Below are 12300 nucleotides of genomic sequence, written 5' to 3' on the forward strand. Positions count from 1 at the left end.
GCGTCCTTCCACTGGCGGCGGCTCAGCGGCCGCGCGCGCCCCGCAGCTTGGATTTCTTGATCAGGCCTTCGTACTGGTGGGCCAGCAGGTGCGACTGGATCTGGGTCACCGTATCCATCGTCACGCTCACCACGATCAGGATCGAGGTGCCGCCCAGGTAGAAGGAGACGTTGTAGAAGCCGATCAGCGCCTCCGGCAGCAGACAGACCAGGGCGATATAGGCCGCGCCGATCACCGTCAGGCGGGTCAGCACGAAGTCCAGGTACTCCGCCGTCCGCTTGCCCGGCCGGATGCCCGGCAGGAAGCCGCCGTACTTTCGCAGGTTCTCCGCGGTGTCGTCCGGATTGAACACGACCGAGGTGTAGAAGAAGCAGAAGAAGACGATCAGGGCGCCGTACATCACCATGAACGCCGGGCGTCCGTGCTGAAGCTGACCCGTCGCGGCGGGCAGCCACTGCAGCCAGGTCGGCAGGTCGCTGTTGGCCGCGAAGCCCATCACCGTGGTCGGCAGCAGCAGCAGCGACGAGGCGAAGATCGGCGGGATCACGCCGGCGGTGTTGATCTTCAGCGGCAGGAACGAGGTGTCGCCGCCGAACATGCGATTGCCCTGCTGGCGCTTCGGGTACTGCACGAGCAGCCGGCGCTGGGAGCGTTCCATGAAGACGATGGCGACCGTCACGGCGACGATCAGGATGGCGATCAGCAGCAGCGCGCCGCCGCTCATCGCCCCCGTGCGGGTCAGGGAGAACGCCTGGTAGATGTACTGCGGCAGGACCGCGACGATACCGGCGAAGATGATCAGGCTGATCCCGTTGCCGACGCCGCGGCTGGTGATCTGCTCGCCCAGCCACATCAGGAACATCGTGCCGCCGGTCAGGGTGACGACGGTGGCGATGATGAAGAACGGGCCGGGGTTGTCCACGAGGCCGGGCGAGTTGGCCAGCCCCATGGCGATGCCGAACGACTGGAAGACCGCCAGGATCACCGTCAGGTAGCGGGTGTACTGGTTGAGCGTCTTGCGCCCCGCCTCGCCGCCTTCCTTCCGGAGCTTCTCCCACGGCGGATAGACCGTCCCCAGGAGCTGCACGATGATCGATGCCGAGATGTACGGCATCACGTTCAGGGCGAAGATGGCCATCCGTTCGACGGCGCCGCCCGAGAACATGTTGAACATCCCGAGGATGCCCTGGGCCTGGCCCTGGAAGGCCTGTTGCAGGGCCACCGGATCGATGCCGGGGATCGGGATGTAGCACCCGAGGCGATAGACGATCATCGCCCCGAGGGTGAACCAGATGCGCTTGTGGAGCTCCGTCGCCTTGGAAAAGGCGCCGAAGTTCATATTGGCGGCGAGCTGCTCAGCGGCCGAAGCCATTCACCGTATCCCCTGACTCGTTGTCCTGCTCAGATAGGACACCCCGGCCCCTATAGCGAGGCCGGGATGGTCGCAGGTCGAGCTTAGGCTTCCGCCGCGGCGGCTTCCGGCTTGGTGGTGGTCACCGAGCCGCCGGCCTTTTCCACCGCCGCCCGCGCCGAGGCGGTGGCCGAGTAGACCGTGATGTTGATCTTGGAGGTCAGCTCGCCCTTGCCGAGCAGCTTCACGCCGTCCTTGGCGCGGCGCAGAACGCCAGCCTTCACCAGGGCCTCGGCGTCGATCGCCTGGCCGGCGTCGAGCTTGCCCGCGGCGATCGCCTGCTCCAGGCGCCACAGGTTCACTTCGGCGAATTCCTTGGCGAACGGGTTGTTGAAGCCCCGCTTCGGCATCCGCATGTGCAGCGGCATCTGGCCGCCCTCGAAGCCGGCGATGGCGACGCCCGAGCGCGCCTTCTGGCCCTTCACGCCACGGCCGCCGGTCTTGCCCTTGCCCGAGCCCGGGCCGCGGCCGACCCGCATGCGGTTCTTGGTGGAGCCTTCGCGCGGGGAAAGTTCGTTCAGCTTGCTCATTTGCCTCTCCTTGGAGATCTGGCGCCGGGGCGCAGGCCCCGACTCGGCGGATGTGCGGCCCTCCCCTTGCGGATACGGGCCAAAACGGATCGAGGGGGTTGAACCCTGCCAGAGCGGCGGATGCAACCCCCTCGACTGATTTCCTGGGTCTTCCGCTGGGAAGACCGGACCTTCCGGAGGAAGGCTCGTCCTACTCGACGATCTCCACCATGTGGGCGACCTTGGCGATCATCCCACGGACGGCGGGGGTGTCCTCGAGGGTCGACACGCGACCGACGCGGTTCAGCTTCAGGCCGGCGAGCGTGGCCCGCTGGTCCTTGGTCCGGCGGATCGGGCTGCCGGTCTGACGAACGGTGATCGTAGCCATCTTGTACCTTACCCTTCCGCGTCCGCGGCGGGCTGGGCCGCCGAGGCGCCGTCGGCGCGACGGCCGATCACGTCGGAGACCTTCTTGCCGCGCTTGGCCGCGACCTGACGGGGCGAAGACTGGGCCTTCAGCGCCTCGAAGGTCGCGCGCACCATGTTGTAGGGGTTGGACGAGCCGACCGACTTGCCGACGACGTCCTGCACGCCCAGGGTTTCGAGCACCGCACGCATCGGACCGCCGGCGATGACGCCGGTGCCCGGAGGCGCCGTGCGGACCATGACCTTGCCCGCGCCCCAGCGGCCGTAGCCGTCGTGGTGCAGGGTGCGGCTCTCGCGGAGCGGCACGCGGACCATGGACTTCTTGGCTTCCTCGGTCGCCTTGCGGATGGCTTCCGGCACTTCACGCGCCTTGCCGTGACCGAAGCCGACGCGGCCCTTCTGGTCGCCGACCACCATGAGGGCGGCGAAGGAGAACCGGCGGCCGCCCTTCACGGTGGCCGCGACGCGGTTGATGTGGACCAGCTTCTCGACGATTTCGCTGTCGCGCTCTTCTTCGCGATTGCGACGGTCGCCGCGCTCTTCGTTCCTGCGAGCCATGATCGTTCCTTAGAAATCCAGGCCGGCTTCGCGCGCGGCGTCAGCCAGGGCCTTGACCCGGCCGTGATAGAGGTAGCCGCCACGGTCGAAGACCACGGCCTTGACGCCCTTTTCGATCGCGCGCTGCGCGACCAGGGCGCCCACGCGGGCGGCGGCTTCCCTGTCCGAGCCCTTCTGCTTGTTCTCGCCGCCTTCCAGCGACGAGGCCGCAGCCAGGGTCACGCCCGCTTCGTCATCGATGACCTGGGCGTAGATGTTCTTGGACGAACGGAAGACCGACAGGCGCGGACGGCCGGCCGCGACCTTGCGGAGGCGGGTGCGGACGCGCTGCGCGCGGCGCTTGTTGGTGTCGCGGGGAGAGAGCGCCATGGCTTACTTCTTCTTGCCTTCCTTGCGGCGGACCTGCTCGCCGGCGTAGCGCACGCCCTTGCCCTTGTAGGGCTCGGGCGGACGGATGCGGCGGATGCGCGCCGCGGTTTCGCCGACCAGTTGCTTGTCGATGCCCGAGATCCGGATCTCGGTCTGCTTCGGCGTGGCGAAGGAGATGCCCGCCGGCGGCGGGATGTCCACGTCGTGGCTGAAGCCGAGCTGCATGGAGAGCGCCTGGCCCTTCATCGCCGCCCGGTAGCCGACGCCCACGAGCTCGAGCGCCTGCTCGTAGCCCTGGGTCACGCCGGTGACCATGTTGTTCACCAGGGTGCGCGAGAGGCCCCACATCGCCTGCGCGCGGGTGTTCTCCACGCGCTTGGCGAGCAGCAGCTCGGCGCCCTCCTGGCGCACTTCGATCTCGTCCGGCACGGTCCAGGAGAGCTGGCCCTTGGGGCCCTTCACCGTGACCGCTTGCCCTTCGAGGGTCACCGTCACCCCGTTGGGCACGGCGACCGCCTTCTTTCCGATCCGCGACATCTTAGTAGACCCGGCAGAGCACTTCGCCGCCCACGTTGGCGTCACGCGCCGCGGTGTCGGACATGACGCCCTTGGGCGTCGACAGGATCGAGATCCCGAGGCCGTTCTTCACGGGCTTCAGGTCCTTGATCGACGAATAGACGCGGCGGCCGGGCTTCGAAACGCGGCTGATCTCCACGATGACCGGCTGGCCATCGAAGTACTTCAGCTCGATCTCGAACTCGGGGAAGGCGCCGGGCTTTTCCACCAGGTGGTAGCCGCGGATGTAGCCTTCGTCGGCCAGCACGTCGAGGACACGGGCGCGCATCTTGGACGCGGGCGTCGAGACCTTGGTGCGGCCGCGCTCGGCGGCGTTCTTGATGCGGGCGATCAGGTCGCCAATGGGGTCGTTGACCATGAGACCCTCTCCTTACCAGCTCGACTTGACGAGGCCGGGGATCAGCCCGTGCGAACCGAGGTCGCGCAGGGAGATCCGGCTCATCTTCAGCTTGCGGTAGTACGCGCGCGGACGGCCCGTGACCTCGCACCGGTTGCGGATGCGGGTCTTGGACGAGTTGCGCGGCAGCTCCGCGAGCTTCAGCCGGGCTTCGAAACGATCTTCGAGCGGCAGGCTCTCGTCGTTGGCGATCGCCTTCAGCTCATCGCGCTTGGAGGCGTATTGCTTGACGAGCTGCTTGACGCGTTCGTTGCGGTTGACGGCGCTTTTCTTGGCCATGGTGCTCTTTCCTTCCCGTTACGCTTGCACGAACGGGAACTGGAATTCCTTGAGAAGCGCGCGCGCTTCGTCGTCGGTCTTCGCAGTCGTGGCGACGATGATGTCCATGCCCCACATCTGCTCGATCTGGTCGTAGTTGATCTCGGGGAACACGATGTGCTCCTTGAGACCCATGGCGTAGTTGCCACGGCCGTCGAACGAGGTGGGCTTCAGGCCCCGGAAGTCCTTCACGCGCGGCAGCGCGATCGTGATCAGCCGGTCCAGGAATTCGTACATGCGGTCCTGGCGGAGCGTCACCTTGGCGCCGATCGTCATGCCCTCGCGCAGCTTGAAGCCGGCGATGGACGTGCGGGCCTTGGTGGCCACCGGCTTCTGGCCGGCGATCTTCGCCAGGTCGGTCATGGCCGCCTGGATCTTCTTCGAGTCACCCACGGCTTCGCCGACGCCCATGTTCAGGACGATCTTGTCCAGCTTGGGGATCTGCATCTCGTTGGTGTAGCCGAACTGGTCCTTCAGCGCCTTGCGGATGCGCGAACGGTATTCGGTCTTCAGCCGCGGTTCGTAAGCTTGGTCAGCCATTGGTGATCACCTCGCCGTTCGTCTTGGCGAACCGGACCTTCTTGTCGCCTTCCACGCGGAAGCCGACGCGGGTCGGCTTGCCGGCGGAGTCGACCACGGCCACGTTCGACAGGTGGATCGGCGCTTCCTTGTTCTTGATGCCGCCCTGCGGGTCGAACTGCGTCGGACGGGTGTGGCGCTGAACCATGTTCAGGCCTTCCACGAGCACGCGTTGCTCCTTGGGGAACACCTTCTGGACGGTGCCCTGACGGCCCTTGTCCTTACCGGTGAGGACCACGACGCGGTCCCCCTTGCGAATCTTGGCAGCCATCACAGCACCTCGGGGGCGAGCGAAATGACCTTCATGTGGTTCTTCGCACGCAGTTCGCGAGGCACCGGCCCGAAGATACGGGTGCCGATCGGCTCGCCTTGCTTGTTCACGATCACGGCGGCGTTCTTGTCGAACCGGATGACCGAGCCATCCTTGCGCTTGATCGCCTGGCTGGTGCGCACGACGATCGCCTGCAGCACGTCACCCTTCTTCACGCGGCCGCGCGGGATCGCTTCCTTCACGGAAACGACGATGCGGTCGCCCACCGAGGCGTAGCGGCGCTTCGCGCCGCCGAGCACCTTGATGCACATGACCCGGCGGGCGCCGGAATTGTCGGCGACGTCCAGGTTAGTTTGCATCTGGATCATTGGATCTGATCCCTCTTACGCTTGCTGGTCCGCGCCGCCCTTGGGCAGCACTTCCCACGTCTTCAGCTTCGACCGCGGCGCGCATTCGATGATGCGGGCGAGATCGCCGGCCTTGTAGGCGTTGGCCTCGTCATGGGCGTGGTACTTCTTCGACCGACGGACGGTCTTCTTCAGCACCGGGTGCAGGAAGGTCCGCTCGACCTTCACCACGACCGTCTTGTCGCCCTTGTCGGAGACGACAACGCCTTCGAGAATTCGCTTGGGCATTATCCGTATCTCCTCAGGCCTGGGCCTGCTTGGCGCGCAGGACGGTCTGGATGCGCGCGATATCCTTGCGCACCTCGCCCACGCGATGGGTCTTCTCCACCTGGCCGGTCGCCTTCTGGAAGCGCAGGTTGAACTGCTCCTTCTTCAGGTTGACGAGCTGTTCGGCCAGTTGGTCGGGGGTCATGCCCCGGATGTCGTCGATCTTCATCAGGCGTGCTCCGCGACAGCGGCGTCGATGCGGGTGACGATGCGGGTCTTCACCGGAAGCTTGGCCGCGCCGAGGCGCAGGGCTTCACGGGCCACATCGTCCGGCACGCCGTCGATTTCGAACATGATCCGGCCGGGCTCGACGCGGGCGGCCCAGTACTCGACCGAACCCTTGCCCGAACCCATCCGCACTTCCGCCGGCTTGCCGGTGACCGGCACGTCCGGGAAGATGCGGATCCACACCCGGCCCTGGCGCTTCATCTGACGCGTGATCGCCCGACGAGCGGCTTCGATCTGACGCGCAGTGATGCGTTCCGGCTCCACCGACTTCAGCCCGTAGGAGCCGAAGTTCAGGGTGTAGCCGCCCTTGGCCATACCGGAGATACGGCCCTTGAACTGCTTGCGGTACTTGGTCTTCTTCGGAGAGAGCATGACTTCGCTTCCTTAGGCGTTCGCCGGCTCGCCGCGACGCTCACGGCGCGGGCCGCGGTCCGGACGATCGCCACGCTCACGGCCACCGCCCTCGCCGGCCGGGCCGCTTTCGCCGGCCAGGCGCTTGTCGAGAGCCATCGGGTCGTGCTCGAGCACCTCACCCTTGAAGACCCACACCTTCACGCCGATCACGCCGTAGGTGGTCTTGGCTTCGGTGAAGCCGTAATCCACGTCGGCGCGGAGGGTGTGCAGGGGCACGCGGCCTTCGCGGTACCATTCCATGCGGGCGATTTCGGCGCCGCCCAGACGGCCCGAGACGTTGATCCGGACGCCCTTGGCGCCCAGGCGCATGGCCGACTGCATCGAACGCTTCATGGCGCGGCGGAAGGCCACGCGGCGCTCGAGCTGCTGGGCGATGTTCTCGGCGATGAGCTGAGCGTCGGTTTCCGGCTTGCGGATCTCGACGATGTTCAGGTGCACCTCGGCGCCGCCGGCCATCGCCGCCACGTCCTTGCGCAGCTTGTCGATGTCCGCGCCCTTCTTGCCGATGATCACGCCGGGGCGCGCGGCATAGATGGTGATGCGGCACTTCTTGTGCGGACGCTCGATCACGATCCGCGACACGCCGGCCTGGTACAGGCGCTTCTTCAGGGCGCGACGGATCTTGATGTCGGCGTGCAGCAGCTTGCCGTACTCCTGGCCGTCGGCGAACCAACGGGAGTCCCAGGTGCGGTTGATGCCGAGACGAAGCCCGACCGGATTGACTTTCTGACCCATCAGGCGGCCTCACCCAGCTCGCGGACCACGATGGTGATCTCGGAGAACGGCTTTTCGATGCGAGACGCCCGGCCGCGCGCACGGGCGGCGAAGCGCTTCATCACCAGGTTCTTGCCCACGAAGGCCTCGGCGACGATCAGGTTGTCGATGTCGAGGTTGTGGTTGTTCTCGGCGTTGGAGATCGCCGAGTAGAGCGCCTTGCGCACATCGCGGGCGATGCGCTTGTGGCTGAATTCCAGCTCGTTCAGCGCCCGCTGGACCTTGAGGCCGCGGATCGACTGGGCGACCAGGTTGAGCTTGCGCGGGCTGGTGCGCAGGGTGCGCACCTTGGCCATCGCTTCGATGCCCTGCAGCCGACGTGCTTTCGCTTGCTTGGACATGCTTACTTCCTCTTGGCCTTCTTGTCGGCCGCGTGGCCCGGGAAGTAGCGGGTGGGCGCGAACTCACCGAGCTTCATCCCGACCATGTCTTCCGAGATCAGCACGGGGACGTGCTTCTGGCCGTTGTGCACGCCGAACGTGAGGCCCACGAACTGCGGCATGATGGTGGAGCGGCGCGACCAGGTCTTGATCACGTCCTTCCGGCCGGACGACTGAGCCGTCTCGGCCTTCTTGAGCAGGTACCCGTCGACGAACGGGCCTTTCCAGACAGAGCGGGTCATGCCTTAGCGAGCCTTCCGAGCGTGACGCGAGCGGATGATGAACTTGTCCGTCGCCTTGTTGGTGCGGGTCTTCGAGCCCTTGGTCGGCTTGCCCCACGGGGTGACCGGGTGACGGCCGCCCGAGGTCTTGCCTTCACCGCCGCCGTGCGGGTGATCGACCGGGTTCATGGCGACGCCACGGACGTGGGGCCGGCGGCCCTTGTGCCGGTTGCGGCCGGCCTTGCCCATGACTTCGTTCATATGGTCGGGATTGCTGACCGCGCCGACCGTCGCCATGCAGGAGTCCGGCACCATCCGCAGCTCGCCCGAGTTCAGGCGGATCTGGGCGTAGCCGGCGTCACGGCCGACGAGCTGGGCGTAGGCGCCAGCCGAGCGGGCGATCTGGCCGCCCTTCAGCGGCTTCAGCTCGACGTTGTGGATGATGGTGCCGATCGGCATGCCGCGCAGCGGCATGGCGTTGCCCGGCTTCACGTCCGCGCGTTCGGAGGCCACCACCTGGTCGCCGGCCTTCAGGCGCTGCGGAGCCAGGATGTAGGCCAGCTCGCCGTCGGCGTACTTGACGAGCGCGATGAAGGCCGACCGGTTCGGGTCGTACTCCAGGCGCTCGACCGTGCCGACCACGTCGAACTTGCGGCGCTTGAAGTCCACCTTGCGGTAGAGGCGCTTGGCGCCGCCGCCGCGGAAGCGCACGGCCACGCGGCCGCCGCCACCCCGGCCGCCGGACTTGGTCAGGCCCTCGACGAGGGACTTCTCCGGGCGGCCCTTGTGGAGCTCGGACTTGTCCACCAGGACCAGCTGGCGCCGGCCCGGGGACGTGGGGTTGTACTGCTTCAAGGCCATCGGATCAGAGCCCCGTGGTGATGTCGATCGACTGGCCCTCGGCCAGGGTCACGACAGCTTTCTTGACGTCGGAACGACGGCCCTTGATGCCGCGGAAGCGCTTGGTCTTGCCCTTGACGTTCAGGGTGTTGACCTTGGTCACGTTGACCTTGAACAGCGCCTCGACCGCCGAAGCGATCTCGTCCTTGGACGCGTCGGCGGCGACGCGGAACACGACCTTATTCTGCTCGGAGAGCAGGGTCGCCTTCTCGGTGATCACCGGCGCGAGGATGGTGTCGTAGTGACGGGCGGTGGGTTGCTCGGCCATTACGCGGCCTCCTTAGCCTGGAAGCGCGCGTTGATCGCTTCGACCGCGTCCTTGGTCAGGACCAGGGTCTGGCGCCGCAGCACGTCGTAGACATTCAGGCCGGCGCTCGGCAGCACATCCACGTTCGGGATGTTGCGGGCGGCCAGCTTGAAGTTGTTGTCGACCTCGGCGCCGGCGATCACCAGCGCGTGGGTCACGCCGATCTTGCCGAGCTGCTCGCGCAGCGCGGCCGTCTTGGCTTCCTGCACCGCGACGGAGTCGAGGACGATCAGGGCGCCCGACTTGGCCTTGGACGACAGGGCGTGCTTCAGGGCCAGCGCGCGGATCTTCTTCGGCAGGTCGAACGCATGGCTGCGGACGACCGGGCCGTGCGCCTTGGCGCCGCCGACGAACTGGGCCGCACGGCGCGAACCGTGACGGGCGCCGCCGGTGCCCTTCTGCTTGTACATCTTCTTGCCCGTACGAGAGACCTCGTTGCGGACCTGGATCTTGTGGGTCCCGGCGCGGCGCTTCGCCAGTTGCCAGGTGACGACGCGCTGCAGGATGTCGCCGCGGATCTCTTCGATGCCGAAGATCTCGTCGGCCAGCTCGATCGAGCCGCCCTTCCCGCCGTCGAGTTTGATGACGTCGAGCTTCATTACGCTTGTTCCCCAGCTTCCGGAGCTTCCGCCGCCGGAGCTTCAGCCGCAGCAGCCTCTTCCGCCGGGGCCTCGGTCGCCGTCGGAGCGCCCGCGGTGCGGAACGCGCCCGGCTTCGGGGCTTCGGCCGGCAGGGCCGACTTCACCGCGTCGCGGATCTTCACGAACGTGCCTTCGGTGCCGGGCACGGAGCCCTTCACCAGGATCAGGTTCCGCTCGGTGTCCACACGCCAGACGGTGACGTTGAGGGTGGTGACGGTTTCCTGGCCGAGATGACCGGCCATCTTCTTGCCCGGGAAGGTGCGGCCCGGATCCTGACGGTTACCGGTCGAACCGTGCGAACGGTGCGACACGGACACGCCGTGGGTGGCCCGCAGGCCGCCGAAGTTCCAGCGCTTCATGGCGCCGGCGAAACCCTTACCGACGGTCAGACCGGTGATGTCCACCTTCTGGCCGGGGACGAAGTGGTCGGCGGTGAGCTCCGCGCCCACGTCGATCAGGTTGTCTTCCGACACCCGGAACTCCGCGACGGTCCGCTTCGGCTCGACCTGAGCCTTGGCGAAGTGGCCGCGCAGGGCCTTCGAGGTGTTCTTGGCCTTCTTCGCGCCAGCGCCGAGCTGGAGCGCGACGTAGCCGTCCTTGTCCTTGGTGCGCTGGGCGACGACCTGGCAGCCTTCGAGGCTGAGCACGGTCACCGGGACATGGGCGCCGGCTTCATCGAAGAAGCGGGCCATCCCCAGCTTTTTGGCGATCACGCCGGTACGCATCGACCGATCCCCTTAGAGCTTGATCTCGACGTCCACGCCGGCGGACAGGTCGAGCTTCATCAGCGCGTCCACGGTCTGCGGGGTGGGGTCGACGATGTCGAGCACGCGCTTGTGCGTGCGGATTTCGAACTGCTCGCGCGACTTCTTGTCGATGTGCGGCGAACGGTTGACGGTGAATTTCTCGATGCGCGTCGGCAGCGGGATGGGCCCGCGCACGGTGGCGCCGGTCCGCTTGGCGGTGTTGACGATCTCGCGCGTGGAATGGTCCAGCACGCGGTGGTCGAACGCCTTCAGGCGGATGCGGATGTTCTGACGATCCATATCGCTCTTTTCGTTCCCTACAGACGGCGGTCCGTCCGCGTGATCTCGACCATTTCAAAGACCAACCCGAGCCCTCGAGAGAGCCCGTACGCGTAAGTCCGCTACAAACGACTTAGGCCCGCGCGCAAGCTGCGAGGGCCTGTCCCGAAACGCTAGGTTTTAGCACTGTCTCAGGTTCGTTCCGCGGGCCGCGTCTGCGCCGAAGCGCACAGCCGGTCCAACAGGAGGCGCGTAAATACCTATGCGACTCGTCTTCGTCAAGCGCCCGCGGGGAGGTTCCCGGCGGGCGCGACGTTCTTGTCAGTTCCCCACGCGGATCGCGCCGGAGCCCAGCACGGTGCGGGTGATGTTCCCCCTCACCTGCCGGACCTCGATGTCGCCGGACCCGGCGATGCGGGCCTGCAGGCTGTCGGCGACGCCGTCGAAGTCCACGTCGCCCGAGCCGGCGACGGAGACCGACATGGCGCTGGCGCGCCCGCCGCCCACCTTCACGTCGCCGGAGCCGGCGATCTCCACTTCCAGGGGCCCGGAGATCGACGCGACGCCGACGCTGCCGGAGCCGGCGATGTCTACCTCCAGGCCGCCCCGGACCTCGGCCGTGGCGACGTCGCCGGAGCCGGCGATGCGGATCCGGGCGCTGCCGGCGGAGCCGGTGCGGGTGTCACCCGAGCCCGCCTGGCTGATGCGCATGCGGCCCTCGACATTGGCGACGGTCCAATCGCCGCACCCGGCGTTCTCGAGCTCAAGGCTGGCCGAGCGGCCCACCGAGCCGAACACCGCGCCCTCGGCGTCGACGCTGACGTTGCGCGGCGTCCGGATGACCACCTGGGGCATGTCGGCCCAGGCGATGTCGCCCACGCCCCGGACCTCCACCCGCACGTTCTGACCGGCCCCGCTGCAGTTGCGGATGCGCCGGGCCAGGTCGCCATCGATGATGGTCCGCTCGCCCGTCGTGCGGACCTGCAGCGGCACGCGGGCGTTGGCGCGTACGATCTCCACGCGCACGTCGCTGCGATTCTCCGGGATCACCGTCACGCGGGCCACCGCGTCGCGGATCTCCACGGAAGCGGCCTGCGCCGCGCCTGCGGCGGCCAAGGCCGCGCCCGCGGCCACCAGTGCGATCGGAAGACGCATCGCCTTCTCCCCATGTCCAAACCCACGGGGAAGCTAGCGTCCGCCCTGCCCCGAGGCAGCTTAAATCGCGGTCATGACATCCGGGTCATGCGCCCAAAGAAAAAGGCCGCCGGGGGGTGTCCCCGGCGGCCTCTGTCGTGGATCAGGTCAGCTTGCGCTTACTTGAT

General features: G+C 67.1%; 23 protein-coding genes. All 23 read right to left on the reverse strand.

Annotation, left to right across the window (positions count from 1 at the left end):
* Positions 1-22: 22 nt before the first annotated feature.
* Positions 23-1372 carry a preprotein translocase subunit SecY gene (secY, locus tag ACE3Q8_RS19230; protein ID WP_374471965.1) on the reverse strand — a complete coding sequence of 450 codons (1350 nt, stop codon included), beginning with the start codon at positions 1370-1372 and terminating at the stop codon, positions 23-25.
* A gap of 83 nt (positions 1373-1455) precedes the next feature.
* The gene (rplO, locus tag ACE3Q8_RS19235; RefSeq protein WP_374471967.1) at positions 1456-1941 is read right to left on the reverse strand and encodes a 50S ribosomal protein L15; all 486 of its coding nucleotides are present in this window, start codon (positions 1939-1941) and stop codon (positions 1456-1458) included.
* Between the two features lie 190 nt (positions 1942-2131).
* Entirely contained in the window at positions 2132-2308 is a 177-nt protein-coding gene (rpmD, locus tag ACE3Q8_RS19240) for a 50S ribosomal protein L30 (protein ID WP_332049725.1), read from the reverse strand.
* An 8-nt stretch (positions 2309-2316) separates the two neighbouring features.
* Positions 2317-2904, reverse strand: a complete 588-nt coding sequence (gene rpsE / locus ACE3Q8_RS19245) for a 30S ribosomal protein S5 (RefSeq protein WP_374471969.1) — start codon at positions 2902-2904, stop codon at positions 2317-2319.
* Between the two features lie 9 nt (positions 2905-2913).
* Complete coding sequence (rplR, locus tag ACE3Q8_RS19250) at positions 2914-3273, reverse strand: 50S ribosomal protein L18 (RefSeq protein WP_374471971.1); 360 nt, start codon at positions 3271-3273, stop codon at positions 2914-2916.
* Positions 3274-3276: 3 nt separating this feature from the next.
* Positions 3277-3810 (reverse strand): 50S ribosomal protein L6, encoded by a 534-nt coding sequence (rplF, locus tag ACE3Q8_RS19255; RefSeq protein ID WP_374471972.1) that lies wholly within the window; start codon positions 3808-3810, stop codon positions 3277-3279.
* Between the two features lies 1 nt (position 3811).
* Complete coding sequence (gene rpsH / locus ACE3Q8_RS19260; RefSeq protein ID WP_374471974.1) at positions 3812-4207, reverse strand: 30S ribosomal protein S8; 396 nt, start codon at positions 4205-4207, stop codon at positions 3812-3814.
* Between the two features lie 12 nt (positions 4208-4219).
* Positions 4220-4525 (reverse strand): 30S ribosomal protein S14, encoded by a 306-nt coding sequence (gene rpsN / locus ACE3Q8_RS19265; protein WP_374471975.1) that lies wholly within the window; start codon positions 4523-4525, stop codon positions 4220-4222.
* Between the two features lie 18 nt (positions 4526-4543).
* The gene (gene rplE, locus ACE3Q8_RS19270; RefSeq protein ID WP_374471977.1) at positions 4544-5104 is read right to left on the reverse strand and encodes a 50S ribosomal protein L5; all 561 of its coding nucleotides are present in this window, start codon (positions 5102-5104) and stop codon (positions 4544-4546) included.
* On the reverse strand, positions 5097-5414 hold the full coding sequence (rplX, locus tag ACE3Q8_RS19275; RefSeq protein ID WP_374471979.1) for a 50S ribosomal protein L24: 318 nt from the start codon (positions 5412-5414) through the stop codon (positions 5097-5099). Before rplX ends, rplE begins: the two co-directional genes overlap by 8 nt.
* Positions 5414-5782 (reverse strand): 50S ribosomal protein L14, encoded by a 369-nt coding sequence (rplN, locus tag ACE3Q8_RS19280; RefSeq protein WP_257818398.1) that lies wholly within the window; start codon positions 5780-5782, stop codon positions 5414-5416. Before rplN ends, rplX begins: the two co-directional genes overlap by 1 nt.
* A gap of 15 nt (positions 5783-5797) precedes the next feature.
* Positions 5798-6049 (reverse strand): 30S ribosomal protein S17, encoded by a 252-nt coding sequence (gene rpsQ / locus ACE3Q8_RS19285; RefSeq protein WP_332049717.1) that lies wholly within the window; start codon positions 6047-6049, stop codon positions 5798-5800.
* 13 nt (positions 6050-6062) lie between these two features.
* Positions 6063-6257, reverse strand: coding sequence for a 50S ribosomal protein L29 (gene rpmC / locus ACE3Q8_RS19290; protein ID WP_374471981.1), 195 nt, complete (start codon positions 6255-6257; stop codon positions 6063-6065).
* A complete protein-coding gene (gene rplP / locus ACE3Q8_RS19295) occupies positions 6257-6688 on the reverse strand; it encodes a 50S ribosomal protein L16 (protein ID WP_374471982.1) in 432 nt (143 codons plus the stop codon). Before rplP ends, rpmC begins: the two co-directional genes overlap by 1 nt.
* 12 nt (positions 6689-6700) lie before the next feature.
* A complete protein-coding gene (rpsC, locus tag ACE3Q8_RS19300) occupies positions 6701-7465 on the reverse strand; it encodes a 30S ribosomal protein S3 (protein WP_374471984.1) in 765 nt (254 codons plus the stop codon).
* On the reverse strand, positions 7465-7845 hold the full coding sequence (rplV, locus tag ACE3Q8_RS19305) for a 50S ribosomal protein L22 (protein ID WP_374471986.1): 381 nt from the start codon (positions 7843-7845) through the stop codon (positions 7465-7467). The genes rpsC and rplV overlap by 1 nt, the downstream gene beginning before the upstream one ends.
* Before the next feature lie 2 nt (positions 7846-7847).
* A complete protein-coding gene (rpsS, locus tag ACE3Q8_RS19310) occupies positions 7848-8126 on the reverse strand; it encodes a 30S ribosomal protein S19 (protein ID WP_374471988.1) in 279 nt (92 codons plus the stop codon).
* A 3-nt stretch (positions 8127-8129) separates the two neighbouring features.
* Positions 8130-8966 carry a 50S ribosomal protein L2 gene (rplB, locus tag ACE3Q8_RS19315; protein ID WP_374471989.1) on the reverse strand — a complete coding sequence of 279 codons (837 nt, stop codon included), beginning with the start codon at positions 8964-8966 and terminating at the stop codon, positions 8130-8132.
* 4 nt (positions 8967-8970) lie between these two features.
* On the reverse strand, positions 8971-9273 hold the full coding sequence (locus tag ACE3Q8_RS19320; protein ID WP_374471991.1) for a 50S ribosomal protein L23: 303 nt from the start codon (positions 9271-9273) through the stop codon (positions 8971-8973).
* Positions 9273-9911: a 50S ribosomal protein L4 gene (gene rplD, locus ACE3Q8_RS19325; RefSeq protein WP_374471992.1), complete on the reverse strand. Its 639-nt coding sequence runs from the start codon at positions 9909-9911 to the stop codon at positions 9273-9275. The genes ACE3Q8_RS19320 and rplD overlap by 1 nt, the downstream gene beginning before the upstream one ends.
* Complete coding sequence (gene rplC / locus ACE3Q8_RS19330) at positions 9911-10678, reverse strand: 50S ribosomal protein L3 (protein WP_374471994.1); 768 nt, start codon at positions 10676-10678, stop codon at positions 9911-9913. Before rplC ends, rplD begins: the two co-directional genes overlap by 1 nt.
* 12 nt (positions 10679-10690) lie before the next feature.
* Positions 10691-10999 carry a 30S ribosomal protein S10 gene (gene rpsJ / locus ACE3Q8_RS19335; protein WP_012521787.1) on the reverse strand — a complete coding sequence of 103 codons (309 nt, stop codon included), beginning with the start codon at positions 10997-10999 and terminating at the stop codon, positions 10691-10693.
* Positions 11000-11299: 300 nt separating this feature from the next.
* On the reverse strand, positions 11300-12133 hold the full coding sequence (locus ACE3Q8_RS19340; RefSeq protein ID WP_374471995.1) for a GIN domain-containing protein: 834 nt from the start codon (positions 12131-12133) through the stop codon (positions 11300-11302).
* Positions 12134-12300 lie beyond the last annotated feature (167 nt).

The organism is Phenylobacterium sp., from assembly GCF_041913825.1.
Lineage (GTDB): Bacteria > Pseudomonadota > Alphaproteobacteria > Caulobacterales > Caulobacteraceae > Phenylobacterium.